This is a genomic window from Bradyrhizobium sp. CCBAU 51765 (assembly GCF_015291725.1).
Taxonomy (GTDB): Bacteria; Pseudomonadota; Alphaproteobacteria; order Rhizobiales; family Xanthobacteraceae; genus Bradyrhizobium; species Bradyrhizobium liaoningense.
The window spans coordinates 2,018,587-2,034,582 of record NZ_CP030038.1 but is presented as its reverse complement, the minus strand read 5'-3'; the positions used below and the strand labels follow the sequence as shown (position 1 = coordinate 2,034,582).

Sequence of the window (15,996 nt, the reverse complement as noted above, 5' to 3'; positions counted from 1 at the left end):
TGAAATATGAGACGGTTCACATGCCGCAGTTCCCCGTCGCTCGATCCAGTCACGATTTCAGGAGGACAGCCTGTATCGTGCGCACTCGGCAGCGCGGGAGCAGGAGCTGAAAGGTGGCCTCAGTCAGCAGGCCAAGCCGACCACTCCTCGCCCCAGACCTTGACGACGTGGCCGGGCGACACTTCGCGATATTGCCGCATCGGTGGCTGGTAGTCCGGCGGGCGCACCGGGCTTCTGATCTCGTCGTTGGAGGCTTCGCGCCGCGCGCGACGGCGGGAGGGATCGGGCACCGGCACCGCGGACATGAGCTTCTTCGTGTAGGGATGCTGCGGATCGCCGAACAATGCGGCGCGCGGGCCGATCTCGACGATCTCGCCGAGATACATCACGGCAACGCGATGGCTCATGCGCTCGACCACCGCGATGTCGTGGGAAATGAAGAGATAGGCGAGGCCCATGCTGGCCTGGAGGTCGAGCATCAGGTTCACGACCTGCGCCTTGACCGAGACGTCGAGCGCGGAGACGGCTTCGTCCGCGACGATCAGCTTCGGCCCGAGCGCCAGCGCACGCGCGATGCAGATGCGCTGGCGCTGGCCGCCGGAGAACTCGTGCGGGAAGCGCGCCGCCATGTCGGCGGTCAGGCCGACGCGCACGAGCAGGTCGGCGACTTTCTCCCGCGCCTGCGCCGCCGAGGCGAGCCCGTTGGCGAGCAAGGGCGCAGCGATCGCCGTTCCCACCGACATGCGCGGATTGAGGCTCGCGAACGGGTCCTGGAACACGATCTGCATCTGCTTGCGAAAATCGCGTAAAGCTCGGCCGTTCATGGCCAGCACGTTCTCGCCGTCGACCAGAACCGTCCCGCTGTCCGGCTCGAGCAGCCTCAGGATCGAGCGCCCCGTCGTCGACTTGCCGCAGCCGGATTCGCCGACCAGCGCCAGCGTCTCACCGGCGCGCAAGGTGAAGGAGAGGTTCTCGACCGCGTGGACGCGGCCCGAGACCTTGCCGAACAGGCCGGAGCGGATCGGAAAGCGCGTCGTGAGGTTTGAGACCTCGAGCAAAGGCCGCTCGGCGGGTGAAACCGTATCGGGCGTCTCGGCCGGCTCGTCCGATGTGCCGGTCACCTTGTCGACGATCGGAAAACGCATCGGCCGCGTCCGCCCGTCCATCGAACCGAGCCGTGGCACGGCCGCGAGCAGCGCGCGCGTATAGGGATGCGCAGGCGCGGCGAAGATGCGCGCGGTGGCGTCCGTCTCCACCGCCTGCCCGCCATACATCACCACGGTGCGGTCAGCGATCTCGGCGACTACGCCCATGTCATGGGTGATGAAGAGGATCGACATCCCCTCCTCCTGCTGCAGCTCCTTCAGCAGTTCGAGGATCTGGGCCTGGATGGTGACGTCGAGCGCGGTGGTCGGCTCGTCCGCAATCAGAAGCTTCGGCCTGCAGGCCAGCGCCATCGCGATCATCACGCGCTGGCGCATGCCGCCGGAGAAGCGATGCGGATGCTCGTGGAAGCGGGATTTCGCTCCGGGGATGCGGACGCGATCGAGCAGGCGGATGGTCTCCGCCTCGGCGGCTGCGCGCGACAGGCCGCGATGCTGGATCAGCGCTTCCGCAATCTGGAAGCCGATGGTGAGCACCGGATTGAGGCTCGTCATCGGCTCCTGGAAGATCATGGCGACGTCATTGCCGCGAATGCTGGTCATGCTCGCCTCAGGCAGCGCGAGCAGGTCGCGGCCGGCCAACATGATGCGGCCCTCGACGCGACCGATCTCCTGCGGAATCAGCCGCATGATCGAGAGCGCGGTGACGCTCTTGCCCGAGCCGGACTCGCCGACGATCGCGACGGTTTCCCGCGGCGCGATGTCGAAGGAGACGTTGCGGACAACGGGGATCCATTGCCGCTCGAGCATGAAGGAGGTGGTAAGGCCGGCGACCGACAGCACGGGAGACCGTGCGTTGGCGAAGGCTTGATCCGGTCTGGTCGCGCCGATGCTCATGCAAGGCCCTCACCGCTCGCCGGGGTGACGGTGCGCCCCCTCCCCCGCTTGCGGGGGAGGGTTGGGAAGAGGGTGTCTCGACAACGAAGGCTCCCCCAGAGGAGAGAGCCCTCACCCGGCGCTACGCGCCGACCTCTCCCGCGAGCGGGAGAGGTAAGAGGAGTTCGTGGCAGCACTGATGTCACCATCACCATTCCGCCCTCAGTACCCCCGCCTGCGATCGACCAGCCCCGGCAGCTCCTCGCCGCGACGATGACGGGCGATGACGTCGAGCACGAAATCGACGGCGGTGTCGGGCGTCGTCATGCTGGCATTGTGCGGCGTCAGCAGGATGCGCGGGTGGCTCCAGAACGGATGACCTGGCGGGAGCGGCTCGGGATCGGTGACGTCGAGCACCGCTCCGGACAACGCGCCGCTGTCGAGCGCCGCTAGGAAATCAGCCTCAACGAGATGCGGACCGCGGCCGACATTGACGAGCCCCGCCCCGCGCGGCAAGCGCGCGAACAGGTCTGCGTTCAGGATGCCGCGCGTCTCGTCGGTGAGAGGCAACAGGCAGATGAGAATGTCGGCCTGCGCAAGGAATTCGGGCAGCGCTTCTGCGCCCGCGTGACAGGTGACACCTTCGATCTCGCGCGGCGAACGATTCCAGCCCGATAGCGGAAAGCCGAACGCCTTGAGACGTTCGAGCACGGCCTGGCCGAGCTGGCCCAGTCCCATCACGCCGACACGCCGCCGCTTCGCCGGCGTGATCCGGATCTCGCGCCAGACCTGCTGCTTCTGCTGGTTGATGAAATCCAGGAGATCGCGATGCAGCGCGAGCACGGCCATGGTGACGTATTCGACCATGGTCTCGGCGATGCCGGGCTCCAGCATGCGGACCAGCGGAATATGCGCTGGAACTTTCGTGGTATCGAATTGATCGACGCCCGCGCCGACCGAGAAGACCAGTTCGAGATTGGGAAAGGTCATCGCAATGTCATCCGGCGGCACCCACGCCACCAGATGGCGGATTTCGGCGGGATTGCCGATGTCGGGCCAGAGCCGGAACGGCACGTCGGGCGCGCGCTCCGCGAAGAAGCGCGCCCATTCGGCACCGCGCACCATGTTGGCCTTGTAGAGAACCGTCATGCCGGCCTCAGAACGGGCTGACCGGCGCGAGCCTGCGGCCGTCGATCATGCGCTTGTGGCTGTAGGCGGCGGGATCAACCAGCGGCGTTGCGCCGGTGACGATGTCGGCGGCGAGCTTGCCGGCCGCAGGGCCGATGCCGAAACCGTGGCCCGACAAGCCGGTGGCGAGGAAGAAGCCCGGCAGCGCATCGACCGCCGAGATCACGGGGATCGTATCCGGCGTGCAGTCGATCGTGCCGCCCCAGGCTTCCGCGATCTCGATGTCCTTCAACTCGGGATTCGACTTGATCAGCGCTGACAGCGCCGAATTGACCAGCGACATGTCGGGTGCGGGATCGCGCACGCGCTCAGCCTCGAACGGCGACGGCTTGTCGAAGCTCCAGTTCGTGCCGCGCATGAGCTGGTCGAAGAACGACTTGCCGAACGACAGCTTCAGGCCGTTCTTGCGATGCTGATAGGTCGGCCAGAAGGTCCAGGCGTAACGCAACAGGTCCGGCGACAGCTCGACCGTGCCGCGGTTACGCAGCGCCAGCGTGAAGCCGCCGTCGAGGCGGCGACGGATGCAGTAGAAATCGGTGCCGAGTGCGCCCGACGTGATCTCCGGCCCCGGCGTGGTCCGGCACGCGGTGGCGTTGACGAGACCGATCGGCAGCTCGATGCCATGGCGGCGGCAGAACAGCGACGACCACGCACCGCCCGCCAGCAGAACGGATTGGGTGCGGATGGTACCCTTCTCGGTGACGACGGCGCTGACGCGCCCGCCTGTCGTCTCCAGCCCACGCGCGGCGCAGCCCTGATGGATGGTGACGCCGTGTTTTCGCGCGGCGGTGGCGAGCGCGGGGACGGCCATCGACGGCTCTGCGCGGCCGTCGCTCGGCGTATGCAGGCCGCCGACCCATGCGTCGGTATTATCAGGCATGCGCTCGGCAACCTCGGCCGGCGTCAGAACAGTGGAGTGAACCTGCATCTCGCGCGCGACCGCGGCCCAGCGTTCCCAGCTTGCGAGCTCGTCCTTGCTCTTGGTCAGGAACAGGACGCCGGTGCGGCGGAAGCCGGCATCGACGCCGGCATCGTTCTGCATGTCCTCCCACAGAAGCAGCGCCTCGCGCGCGAGCGGGATTTCCTCGCGGGCGCGGCCCTGCTGCCGGCACCAGCCCCAATTGCGGCTCGACTGCTCGCCGCCGACATGGCCCTTCTCGACCAGTGCGACGGAAAGGCCCTTCTTCGCCAGATGATAGGCAGAGGAGACGCCGATGACGCCGCCGCCGATGACGACGACGTCTACCTGCGCCGGTAGGCGTTCATCGCTGTTGATACGGTTGAGCGGCGGGGACATGGGACACTCCTGGACTTCAGTTCGAACGAGACCTGGCTCGTCATGGGATGTTCATTCGCGGGTCGAGCGCATCGCGCAGGCCGTCGCCGAGGAAGTTGAAGCTGGTGACAGCCAGCGTGATGGCGAGGCCCGGCGCGATCGCAAGCCACGGCGCGCTGGTGAGATAGATCTGCGCGTTGTTGAGCATGTTGCCCCAGCTCGCCGCCGGCGGCTGGATGCCGTAGCCGAGATAGCTGACATAGGATTCGAGCAGGATCGCTTTGGCAACGTTCAGCGTCGCCGCGACCACGATCGGCGCGATCGCGTTGGGCACGAGCTCGCGGAACATGATCCGCAGGTTCGACGAGCCGAAGGCGAGCGCGGCGACTGCGAACTCGCGTTCCCGCAGCGACCGCACCTGGGCCTCGACGACGCGAGCGACGGCCATCCAGGCCGTCGCCGCGATCAGCACGGTGGTTGTGACGAGGCCGGGCTCGGTGAGCGCGGCCAGCGCCAGCAGGAGGAAGATGGTCGGAAAGCACAGCACGGCATCGACAAGCCGCATCAGGACCGCACCGACCACGCCGCCATAGAAGCCGGCGAAAGCGCCGACGGCAATTCCGACCGCCATCGCGATCACCATCGCGACGATGCCGATCGAGAGCGAGACGCGACCGCCCATCATCAGTCGCGCCAGCACGTCGCGGCCGAGCTCGTCGGTGCCGAGGATATGCGCGCCGGACAGCGGCGGCGCGAACCGCTTCATGATGTCGATATAGGTGTCGTCGAACGGCAGCAGATAAGGACCGAACGCCGAACCGAGGACGAGAACGAGGATGATCACCGCGCCCGCGAGGGCGAGCCGGTGGCGACGAAAACGACGCCACGCGGCCTGGCCGGGCGCGAGCTGAACGGTGGAGAGGGTCGCAGCCGTCATCGCTAGCCCACCCGGATGCGCGGATCGACGACGGCATAGAGGATGTCGGCGAGCAGGGAGCCGATCAGCACCATGGTCGCCGAGAACATCAGGATGCCCATCACCACGGGATAATCGCGATAGCCGATGGAATCGAGGAACAGCCGGCCCATGCCGGGCCAGGTGAACACGGTCTCGGCGACCAGTGCGCCGCCGAGCAGCGTCGGAAACTGCAGGCCCGCCACCGTGATCATCGGCAGCAGCGCGTTGCGAAGCGCGTGCACCGTGAGAATGCGCCATTCCGGCATGCCCTTGGCGCGCGCGGTGCGGATGTAGTCCTGGTTGATCACCTCGAGCATGGAGGAGCGCATGAAGCGGCCCCACATCGCGGTTTCGACCAGCGCCAGCACCATGGCCGGCGCGATCAGATGATGCAGCAGATCGAGGAAGGAGCCGTCGCCGATGGTCTGCCTGTTGCCGGCCGGCAGCCAGCCGAGCTTCACCGAGAAGACATAGATGGTGACGAGGCCGAACCAGAAGGTCGGGATCGACAGCGCGATCATGGCTCCGACGGTGGCCAGCGTGTCGAACAGCGAATAGCGGCGCAGCGCGCCGAGCACGCCGATCCAGCAGCCGAGCAGCACCGCGATGACCGTCGCCGTTGCCATCAGCTCCAGCGTGGCGCCGAGATGCGAGGAAATCACCGATAGCACCGCCTCGCCGTCGCGATAGGAGCGCCCCCAGTCGCCCCGTACCATGCGGCCGAACCAGTCGAGATATTGGATCGGCAGCGGGCGATCGAGCCCGAGCTGCCTGGTGACGCGGTCGAGATCCTCCTGCGTCATCTGTCCGGACACGGCGAACTGCGATAGCGGACCGCCGGGCGCCAGATGCAGGATGGCAAAGCCGATCGCCGAGACGATCACCAGCAGCATGATCGCCTGCGCCAGGCGGTTGACGACGTAACGGGCCATCTCAGGCGATCCGGCGTATTGGACGCATCACGCCCAATACCATTCGCGCATGTTCCAGCTGTTGATCGACATGTTGATGTTGGGACGGAAGCCTTGCAGCCCCTCCTTGATGCCCTCGGCGATGAAGCCCTGGAACAGCGGCAGGATGGCGAGGTCGTTGCGGATCAGCTTTTGCAGCTCGCCATAGGTGGCCTTGCGCTGCGCCAGGTCGAATTGCTTGGCGCCTTGAGACAACAGCCGGTCGGCCTCCGCGCTCTGATATTGATACGTGTTGTAGCCGCGGCCGCCCTTGGCGGGAATGGCGCCGGAGCCGAAGCGCGGCGTCACGTCGGGGTCGCTGCCCAGCATGAAGTTCACGCCGACGATCACCGAATTGAACTTCGATTGCTGCCAGAAGTCGCCCCAGATCACAGCCGCCGGCATGTTGTTGACGCGCATCGCCGCGCCAATGGCCCGCCAGTCCTGGATCAGGAGCTGCTGGCATTGTTCGCGCACGGCACTGCCCGCCGTCGTCGAGTTGGCGAACTCGAGCTTGACGCCGCCCTTCTCGCGAATGCCGCTGGAGCCGCGAACCCAGCCCGCGGCATCGAGCAGCGCGTTGGCCTTGGCAGGATCGTATTTGTGCTGCGGCAGCCCCTGCTGGAACGACCAGGCCTGCTGCGGCACGAAGCTCTCGGTCTGCGTCGGCAGACCGTAATAGAGCGCGTCGATGATCGCCTGCTTGTTGATGCCGAGATAGAGCGCCTCGCGCACGGCACGATCGGTGAATGGGCCAAAATCCAGGTTCGGCGCGATATGCTCTACCGAGGACGTCGAAGAGACGAAGATCTTGCGGCCCTTCAGCGTCTTCGCCTCCTGCACGAAGTTCGGCAGGATGCCTTGCAGGCCCGTGTAGTCGACCTGACCGGTGCGGAACTGGGTATAGAGCACGGTGAGATCAGGGATGTATTTGAAGACCACGCGTTCGACGTACGGCCCCTTGCCATGATAACCGGTGTGGGCGTTCAACTGGATATGGTCGCCGGGCACGCGCTCGCCCCAGCGAAACGGGCCGGTCCCGACAGGCGCATTGTGGAACGGTGAGGCGTTTGGATCGGACACCTTCTCCAGGATGTGCTTGGGCACAATGAACGTGAACGACGCCAGGATCGACATATAGGGCGAATAGGGCGCTTCCATCCGCCAATGGATCTCGTCGGGCGCCACGACGGTGATGTCCTTGACGAGGCTATGGCCGACCCGGCTGCGCGCGCGGAAACCGGGATTGTTGATCAGCTCGAGCGAGAACTTCACGTCCTCGGCCGTGAACGGCGTGCCGTCGTGCCACTTCACGTCGCTGCGCAGCTTGATCTTCCAGGTCAGGCCGTCGGCCGAGAGGCCACCATTCTCGATGGTCGGGACTTCGCGGGCGAGGTCTGGGACGAACTTGCCGTCGGGTTCGATGAACCAGAGCGGCGAGAACACCTGCCACCAGATGCCCTGGTCGACCTCGATGCCCGGCATCAGCGGATGGAAGACGGTCGGCTCCTGCGACAGCGCCGCGATCACCTGGCCCCGCGGCTTGTCCGGCGGATTTGTGGGACGTTCGGTCTGCGCGAATGCGTTTCCTGAAAGCGTCCATCCCGCCGCGGCTCCCGCGCCGAGCTGGAAGAATTGACGGCGATTCGGAATGCCGAGATGCAGTGCCCCAACGCCGAGCTTGCCGGTGTCGCCTGCCATGACCACTCTCCGTTGTCGCACGCGGCACCGTCTCCCGCGCCCCCGAGACCCCGGCAAAAGGGACAGGAGTGGGCTTTAGTGCTTCTAAATTATTGTGCCAAAATTTCATCACGACTAAATACAGCTGTCAATCGCATTGCTAGTATGCGCAACCTTTTCAGTCCTACTAAAGCCACGAGACCGATGCGGTCCGAGGTTGAGATGATGCATGGGAGGGCGACATGGATGGTCGCAGCGGTCCGAACGGCACGAAAGACGCTCCGGCGATCGAAGCTGACGATGCGGTCGACCAGCGTCTGGGTGAGACCGTGCGGCTGCTGCGGCAGCGCGCCGGCCTCTCGATCCAGGACGTCGCCAACAAGACCGGCCTCTCCACCGGCATGATCAGCCAGCTCGAACGCGCGCGCGCCATGCCGTCGATCCGCACGCTGCGCCTGCTCAGCATCGCGCTCGACGTTCCCATCTCCTATTTCTTCGAGAGCAGCGATCCCGCCGACGTGCCGCGCTACATCGTACGCAAGACCAACCGGCGGCTGCTGCGCCTCACCGCCAGCGGTGTCGTGAAGGAAGCACTGACCCCGGAAGGCAAAGGCCAGCTCGAACTCTACGAGCTCACGCTCAATCCCGGCGCCTCCTCCGGCACCGACTTCCTGCAGCACACCGGCGAGAAGGCCGGCTACATCCTCTCGGGCAGCCTGCGGCTCTGGCTCGACAACCAGGCTCATCTGCTGGAGGCCGGCGATAGCTTTCGTTTTCCGAGCATCGTGCCGCACATGTTCGACAACCCAACCCAGCAGGTGGCGCGCGTGATCTGGGTGACGACGCTGCGCGAGACCGATCCGCCGGCGGGTTGAGGCGCCCCGTCCACTCCTGGTGACACGGACCGCCGCGCGAGCCTAACTTCATCCCGCCTCAGCTCATCCTTCGCCGCAGCGTTGCCGACGGTGTCTCGCCGAATTTTTCGCGGTAGGCGCCGGCCATGCGGCCGAGATGGGTGAAGCCGAGATCGAAGGCGAGGTCGGTGATGGAGATACCGGCGGAAGCCTGCGCGAGCCGGGCGTGGAGGCCGGCGAGCCGCATGTCGAGCAGCATCTGTGAAATGGACACGCCGAAGTGACGGCGGAAGCCGAGCTGGAGCGCGCGGATGCCGATGCCGGACACGCAGGCGAGCTCCTCGAGATCGAGCGGCTCGCCGGCATTGTCCGCCAGATGATCGCGCGCGGCGCGGAGCGCACGCGGCAGGCGCTCGGCCTGCCCCGAGAACCTCCGGATCGCATCCGACAGGCCATGCCGCTGCCCGTTGAGGAGATGATCGAGCAGCAGCTCGCGCCAATCGGCCATCGCGGCCGGCGAAAGCCTTTCCGATGGCCCGAGACGCTCGGCAAGCGTCATCAGCCCGGCGAGGCTGCTCTGCAAGGCCCGCCCGGACGGCGCCTCCAGGTCGATCGCGGGATCGAACTCGACCACCCCGGTCGCCCTGCCCGACAGCGCCGCAGCGCGCTGCTCGACCAGGCGGCGGTCGAGCAGCAGGATCGCTTGCGCGCAGTCGGCCCAGATCATCCGGGTCGGGACGGTCGGCGACAGCAGCGAGGCTGCCCGGGCCGGCGCGACGTCGAGCTCGCTGAGGCCGGCACGAATGCGGGCGGAGCCCGCAAGCGGGACCTGCACCAGGAAGAAGCGCTCCAGACAGCCGGGATCGATGCCGACCGATCCGCCATAGGCGACGTAGTTGATGGAGAAGCCGTCGAAATCAGCGCAATTGTGCCGGGCGGAGAAGCCGTCCGCCCGCGCCTGCGCCGGCTTGAGATCGTGCGGACAAAAGATGCGCCCGATCTGCTCGGCCGCTTCGTCGACGTCATCCGTGGTGACGCGGGCGAAGGCCGCAAGCCGCTCGGCTGCGGGCGTTATCGCGTTCGTTTCCAGCACGGCTGCGGACATCGTCGACCACGCTTCGCGTCACGGAATTGCTTTAAGCCTATAATAGTTCACCAGACCCGAAAAGGGGTGCGCCATGAAATCGCCCGTGCTGCATGGCAACAGCCGTATCCGGATTCGTTTAGCGGATAGACAAGCGGCCCCTGGCTGGTCGACGCTCCGTCCCCGCCGGTATCCATGAGGAGGTGAGCATGACTGCACTCGAAAAGGGCATTACTGCAAACGGCACGGGCTATGGCGGGAAGAGCTGGAATATCCTGGGCCAGGTCTATTTCCCCAAGGCTGTCACCGACTCCACCTTCGCGTTCGAGACCAACAGCGATCCCGGCCAGTTCGTGCCGGTGCACATCCATCCGACCCAGGACGAGTTCATCCTGGTGCAGGAAGGCACGCTCGACCTCAAGCTGGACGGTCAATGGGTCAAGGCCCATGCCGGCGACCTCGTCCGCATGCCGCGCGGCATCCCCCACGGCTATTTCAACAAGTCCGACAAGCCGTGCCGCGCGCTGTTCTGGGTCTCGCCGATGCAGAAGCTGGAGGCGCTGTTCAACCAGCTGCACAATCTGACCGACCCTGCCGAGGTCGTGCGCATCTCGGCGCTGCACGAGGTCGACTTCCTGCCGCCCGAGGCCAACGACTAGAGCGCGATCATCGCGCTTTAGGTTGTTGTTTGAGCATGATCTTTCCGGAAAACCGCTACACACTTTTCCGGATCATGCTCGAGGCGACCCGCCTCCTCGTCCACCTTCATCTGCTTGCAGCTCGGCCGGCCGCGCTTTTGCGGCCGAACGTGGCCGCTTGCGCGAAAACACACTGATTGCGAGCCATCCCATGGTCAACCCCAAGCAAGTCTGCGTGATCGGCGCCGGCGTCTCCGGACTTGCCGCCGCAAAAGCGTTCTCCACCCGCGGCCACCGCGTCACCATCGTCGAGCGCAGCGCCGATCTCGGCGGCGTCTGGGAGCTGGCGCGCTCCTACCCGGACGTGCAGACGCAGAGCCCGAAGGAGCTCTACCGCTACACCGATCGGGCCATGCCGGACGCCTATCCGGAATGGCCGACCGGACCGCAGGTCCATGCCTACCTCGCCGACTACGCCAAGAGTTTTGGCCTCGACCGCATGCTGCGCCTGAACACGGAGATCACCGGCATGGCGCGCCGCGCCGACGGCAAGCCGGGCTGGACGCTTACCCTGAAGGACAAGGACGGCACGACCACGAGCGAGGATTTCGATTTCGTCGCGGTCTGCACCGGACAGTTCAACGAGCCACGTGAGCTGCATTGTCCCGGCGAGGACGCATTCCTGGCACAGGGCGGCCAGATCCTGCATTCGTCGAAATACGGGGATCAGACGCTGGCGAAAGGACGCCGCGTCGTCGTGCTCGGCGGCTCGAAGTCCGCGACCGACATCGCGGTGAACGCGGTGAAATCGGGCGCGCGCGAGGTGACGATCGTGATGCGCCAGCCGGTGTGGCGCATTCCCTATTTCATCGGCGGCCTCGTCAACTTCAAGCGCATCCTCTACATCCGCGCGCAGGAGGAGATGTTTCCGGGTTGGGGCGCGAGCGCGATGGCGCGGTTCGCGCACCGCATCGCCGCGCCGCTGGTCTGGGCGAACTGGCGCGGGCTGGAGAGCCTCTTGAAGGCGCAGCTCAAGCTGAAGCAATGCAAGATGGTGCCGAAGGAGCGGATCGAGGACGGCGTCAACTGCTCGGTACCGATCGCAACGCCGGGCTTCTACCCGATGGTCGCCGACGGCCGCATCAAGGCGGTGTTCGGCACGTTCGACCATTATGAAGGCGACAGCATCGTGATGAGCGGCGGCGAGCGCGTGGGTGCCGACGTCGCGGTGCTTGCGATCGGCTACAAGCTCGGCGTGCCGTTCCTTCCCGAAGCTTACAAGCAGAAGCTGGTCGATGCCGACGGGCAGTACCGACTCTATCGACTGATCACCAATCCCGATCTGCCGGAGCTCGGTTTCGTCGGCTTCAACTCGTCGTTCTGCACCGTGCTCTGCGCCGACCTCGCCGCCAACTGGCTGGTGCGCTATGCCGACGGTCAGCTCGCCAACCAGCCGACGGCGCAAGCGATGCGCGACAACATCGAGATGATGCTGCACTTCAAGCGCGTCGAGCGGCCGGCCGCGGGCGTCTATGGCGGCCTGTGCGTCGCGCCCTATCACTACCGTCATTTCGACGAGCTGATGGCCGACATCGGCGCGAAGCCCCAGAAGCGCGGCGGGCTCGCGGGCCGCTTCCTGCCGCCGGACGCCGATGAATATGCCAAGTTCCTGGCTTCCGCGCCGGAGTACGCGGTGACGGCGTGATGGCTGGCGGGTTGGCGCCGGCCCGAACTCGCGGCTCGCCAGTCCAGCCCGTATTGCCTACGATTCCGGTTGCCGAATCGGCCGGCCCGGGAGCCCGCGATGGAACCAAGACGTCACGCCGCCGCGATTGTCGCCGCGCTTGCCCTGCTTCTCGCGGCGCCTGCCATGGGACAAGGCGCGCTCACGGCCGGGCAATCGGAGGCACTTGCCGCCTATGATCGCGCGCTCGCCGATTTCAAATCCATCCTCGCCGAGCGACGGCGCCAGATCGAAGCGAAGCAGCCGCTGCCGAACCTGCCGGGACAGGCGCTCTACCTCGCGCGCGTCGCCGTCATCAGCAGCTACAAGGACCTGACCGACGCGATGCCGTCGCGGATCGGCCGGCCCAACAAGTTCGAGATTCCACCCGCCTATTTCGATGCCGACATCGAGCCGCTGGTCGACGAGTATGGAAAGCTGTTCGACATCATGGAGGCACCGCCTGCCAGCGCGCAGGACTCGCCAACGCCGTTCAAGGACGTGGTCGATCTCGCCGTTGCGATCGCGCGCGCCAAGGGGCTGGCGCCTGAGCATGCCGAGACTGCGGGGCGCATCAGCCTCGGGCTGTTCTTTGCGGAAACCAATGGCAAGCAGAACGTCCGCAACGCGCGCTCCAACACCTATATGGGCAGCTTCCAGACCGGGCCGTCCGAAGACCGCAACGCTCACCGGAAATGGGAGGCCATCAAGGGCGAGATCGCCGCGATCGATCCGGGGCTGAGTGCGCGCGACGACAGGGAAGAGGTCCGGGCCCGCGGCACCGATCACCGCTTCAACCACTGGACCAACGTGCGCAACGGCCTGATGAACGCGCACGCCGACCTGTTCCGGGAGATCCCTGGAATCGTGAAGACGCTGCCTGACCCGATCGACCAGATGAAGCTGTTCGAGCTGATCCAGATCGTGCCGACCCCGACCAGGTCCGCGCTCAAATCGGGCGATCTCCTGAACTACAGGGTCTCCAGCCCCACGATCATGAAGCACCTGCGCAACAACAGCATCTTTGCCTTCGGACAGGCCGACCGGGCGCGCAGCTCGGCAAGCTACCGCGAGATCCTCGCTGCCATGTGGTTGTTCAACCGGAAGTTCGAGCGCGCGATGGCGAAATATGCGGAGATCAGGCCGCGCTGATGGATCGGTTGCAACCGCCACCTGACGTTGTAGTCTCGCGATCTCATTGGCCACACGGGACCCCGGTTCATGCGCGTTCTCATTCTCGGCGGCAGCCAGTTTCTGGGGCGCGCGATCGCAAGCCATGCTTGCGCGACCGGCCATGACGTGACCTGCGCTGCCCGCGGCCTTGCGGGGCCGATTGCCGCGGGCGCGCGCTTCGTGCGAATCGACCGCGACGTCGCCGACGGTCTTGCGCCGCTTGCGGGCGAGACATTCGACGCCGTGGTCGATGTCTCGCGTCATCCCGGCCAGGTCAGCCGAGCGGTCGCCGCGCTGAAGCGGCCGGGCGTGCATTGGACCTTCGTGTCGACGATCAGTGTGTATGCGGACAACCGCGTGCCGGGGCAACGCGCCGACACCGCGCCGCTGCGCGAGCCCAGTTCAGCGGAGATCGAGCACAGCACCGACGCGATCTACGGCGCCGCCAAGGTCGCCTGCGAACAAGCGGTCGGCAACGACGCCTTCATCTGCCGGGCCGGCCTCATCGCCGGGCCGGAAGACCCGACCGGGCGGTTCGCCTACTGGCCGGCGCGGCTGGCGCGCGGCGGCGAGGTACTGGCGCCGGGATCGCCTGAAGATGCGGTCCAGTTCATCGACGTGCGCGACCTCGCGCAATGGATCGTGCATGCGGCAGAGATTCGCCTCACCGGAATCTATGATGGGATCGGGCCAATTCGCACGCGCGGCGAATTCCTGGCCGAGTGCGCATCCGCGCTGAACGCATCATGCACCTTCACCTGGGTCGAGCGCGCCTTCCTCGAAACGCATGACGTGCGGCGCTGGGCGGGTCCGCGATCATTGCCGATGTGGCTGCCCCTGCCCGACTTCGCCGGATTCCTGACACGCGACACCTCGCCGGCACGCGCGGCCGGACTGATCTCGCGACCGGTCGCGGTCACCGCTCTCGACACGCTTCAATGGCTCAACGCCAGCAACGGTCCGGTCATCGGGCTTGCCGCCGATGAGGAGCGGGACGTGCTTGCGGCCTGGCATGCGCAAGGGGCGGCTGCGACCCGGATCTAGCCCCATCACGCCGATGGACCATGCCATCCCGATGGATGAGTCAGGCCCACTGTTGTCGTGGGCCTTGCGCGGCGTGCCGCTGGTTGTGGTCGATCGTGCACCCAGTGCGAAGCGGTCTGTGACGACAAATCTGCCAAAGGCCACACTGCACCTTGCGCTGCAAGGCCGGGGACTGCCATGGCTATGGTGTTCCACGGCCAGTCATTTGTTGCTAGCCTGCCGCACCGACAGACACTCATCGGGGACCACCGAATGACCTCAGCGAATCCCGCATCTCCCGCACGGCGCAATGGAGTGCGGCGACATATCGGGCGGGGACTGGCCATCGCGGCATCCATGGCCGTGCTCGTCGGCTGCGAGGACAAGAACACGTTCGTGGCTCCGCCGCCGCCCAAGGTGGACGTCGCGACGCCGGTGCAGCGTCCGGTGACGCGCTACATCGAGGCCACCGGCAACACCGCTCCGATCAAGAGCGTCGACCTGGTCGCACGCGTGCAGGGCTTTCTGCAAACGATCGATTATCAGGACGGCACTTTCGTGAAGCAAGGCACCCAGCTGTTCACGATCGAGCCTGAGACCTACAAGCTCAAGCTCGAGCAGGCGCAGGCGGCCGAGGCCGGGGCGCAGGCCTCGCTGCGGCAGGCGGAAGCCGATTACAAGCGGCAGGCCGAGCTGGTGCAGCGCCAGGCGGTCTCCCAGGCCACACTCGACACCTCGACCTCGAACCGCGACAACGCCCAGGCCAATCTCCAGCAGGCCCAGGCCAACACCAAGCTCGCCGAAGTCAATTACGGCTATACCAAGGTGACAGCGCCATTCGACGGTATCGTCAGCGCCCATATGGTCTCGATCGGCGAACTCGTCGGCGTCTCCTCGCCGACCCAGCTCGCCACCATCGTGGCGATGGACCCGATCTATGTGAACTTCACCGTCAATGAACAGGACGTGCTGCGCATTCGCGCCGAAGCGGCACGCCGCGGGATGACCGCCGCCAACCTCAAGCAGTTTCCGATCCAGATCGGCCTCCAGACCGAAACCGGCTATCCGCACGAAGGTCATCTCGACTACGTTGCGCCAACCCTGAACCAGTCGACGGGCACGCTGGCGGTCCGCGGCCTCGTTCCCAACGACAAGCGGGTGCTGCTGCCCGGCTATTTCGTCCGGGTCCGCGTGCCCTTCGACCAGGAGAAGAACGCCCTGCTCGTTCCCGACACCGCGCTCGGCAGCGACCAGGGCGGTCGCTATCTGCTGGTGGTCAACGGCGACAACATCGTCGAGCAGCGCATGGTGCAGATCGGCTCCGTCGACAACGGCCTGCGCGTGATCGAGAGCGGCCTGAAGCCGGACGACCGCGTGGTGATCGCGGGGCTGCTGCGCGTCATCCCGGGCCAGAAGATCGACCCGCAAGCGACGAAGATCGACCAGTCTCAGGCCTCGGCCAAGTGAGGG

General features: G+C 66.0%; 13 protein-coding genes. 6 read left to right on the top strand and 7 right to left on the bottom strand.

Going from position 1 to position 15,996, the window contains the following annotated elements; all coding sequences use genetic code 11:
• Window positions 1-119: 119 nt before the first annotated feature.
• The 6 genes from XH96_RS09530 to XH96_RS09505 form a co-directional block, all read right to left on the bottom strand.
• Window positions 120-2,000, bottom strand: a complete 1,881-nt coding sequence (locus tag XH96_RS09530; protein WP_194392273.1) for an ABC transporter ATP-binding protein — start codon at window positions 1,998-2,000, stop codon at window positions 120-122.
• Window positions 2,001-2,201: 201 nt separating this feature from the next.
• Entirely contained in the window at window positions 2,202-3,128 is a 927-nt protein-coding gene (locus XH96_RS09525; RefSeq protein WP_194392272.1) for a glyoxylate/hydroxypyruvate reductase A, read from the bottom strand.
• A 7-nt stretch (window positions 3,129-3,135) separates the two neighbouring features.
• Window positions 3,136-4,464, bottom strand: coding sequence for an FAD-binding oxidoreductase (locus XH96_RS09520; RefSeq protein ID WP_194392271.1), 1,329 nt, complete (start codon window positions 4,462-4,464; stop codon window positions 3,136-3,138).
• Between the two features lie 40 nt (window positions 4,465-4,504).
• Window positions 4,505-5,380 carry an ABC transporter permease gene (locus tag XH96_RS09515; RefSeq protein WP_194392270.1) on the bottom strand — a complete coding sequence of 292 codons (876 nt, stop codon included), beginning with the start codon at window positions 5,378-5,380 and terminating at the stop codon, window positions 4,505-4,507.
• Between the two features lie 2 nt (window positions 5,381-5,382).
• A complete protein-coding gene (locus XH96_RS09510; RefSeq protein WP_028180332.1) occupies window positions 5,383-6,333 on the bottom strand; it encodes an ABC transporter permease in 951 nt (316 codons plus the stop codon).
• Window positions 6,334-6,360: 27 nt separating this feature from the next.
• On the bottom strand, window positions 6,361-8,052 hold the full coding sequence (locus tag XH96_RS09505; protein ID WP_194392269.1) for a peptide ABC transporter substrate-binding protein: 1,692 nt from the start codon (window positions 8,050-8,052) through the stop codon (window positions 6,361-6,363).
• A gap of 221 nt (window positions 8,053-8,273) precedes the next feature.
• Between XH96_RS09505 and XH96_RS09500 the strand changes: the two genes are divergently transcribed.
• The gene (locus XH96_RS09500; protein ID WP_194392268.1) at window positions 8,274-8,906 is read left to right on the top strand and encodes a cupin domain-containing protein; all 633 of its coding nucleotides are present in this window, start codon (window positions 8,274-8,276) and stop codon (window positions 8,904-8,906) included.
• Between the two features lie 58 nt (window positions 8,907-8,964).
• On the opposite strand, the gene XH96_RS09495 is transcribed toward XH96_RS09500, so the two are convergent.
• Window positions 8,965-9,990, bottom strand: a complete 1,026-nt coding sequence (locus XH96_RS09495) for an AraC family transcriptional regulator (RefSeq protein ID WP_194392267.1) — start codon at window positions 9,988-9,990, stop codon at window positions 8,965-8,967.
• 188 nt (window positions 9,991-10,178) lie between these two features.
• Between XH96_RS09495 and XH96_RS09490 the strand changes: the two genes are divergently transcribed.
• The 5 genes from XH96_RS09490 (at window position 10,179) to XH96_RS09470 (ending at window position 15,993) form a co-directional block, all read left to right on the top strand.
• Window positions 10,179-10,628 carry a cupin domain-containing protein gene (locus XH96_RS09490; RefSeq protein ID WP_024339447.1) on the top strand — a complete coding sequence of 150 codons (450 nt, stop codon included), beginning with the start codon at window positions 10,179-10,181 and terminating at the stop codon, window positions 10,626-10,628.
• A 190-nt stretch (window positions 10,629-10,818) separates the two neighbouring features.
• Complete coding sequence (locus XH96_RS09485) at window positions 10,819-12,312, top strand: NAD(P)/FAD-dependent oxidoreductase (RefSeq protein WP_194392266.1); 1,494 nt, start codon at window positions 10,819-10,821, stop codon at window positions 12,310-12,312.
• Window positions 12,313-12,411: 99 nt separating this feature from the next.
• Window positions 12,412-13,482, top strand: a complete 1,071-nt coding sequence (locus XH96_RS09480; RefSeq protein ID WP_194392265.1) for a hypothetical protein — start codon at window positions 12,412-12,414, stop codon at window positions 13,480-13,482.
• Between the two features lie 69 nt (window positions 13,483-13,551).
• Window positions 13,552-14,547 (top strand): NAD-dependent epimerase/dehydratase family protein, encoded by a 996-nt coding sequence (locus XH96_RS09475; protein ID WP_194392264.1) that lies wholly within the window; start codon window positions 13,552-13,554, stop codon window positions 14,545-14,547.
• Window positions 14,548-14,799: 252 nt separating this feature from the next.
• A complete protein-coding gene (locus XH96_RS09470; protein ID WP_194392263.1) occupies window positions 14,800-15,993 on the top strand; it encodes an efflux RND transporter periplasmic adaptor subunit in 1,194 nt (397 codons plus the stop codon).
• The last annotated feature ends 3 nt before the right edge of the window (window positions 15,994-15,996 follow it).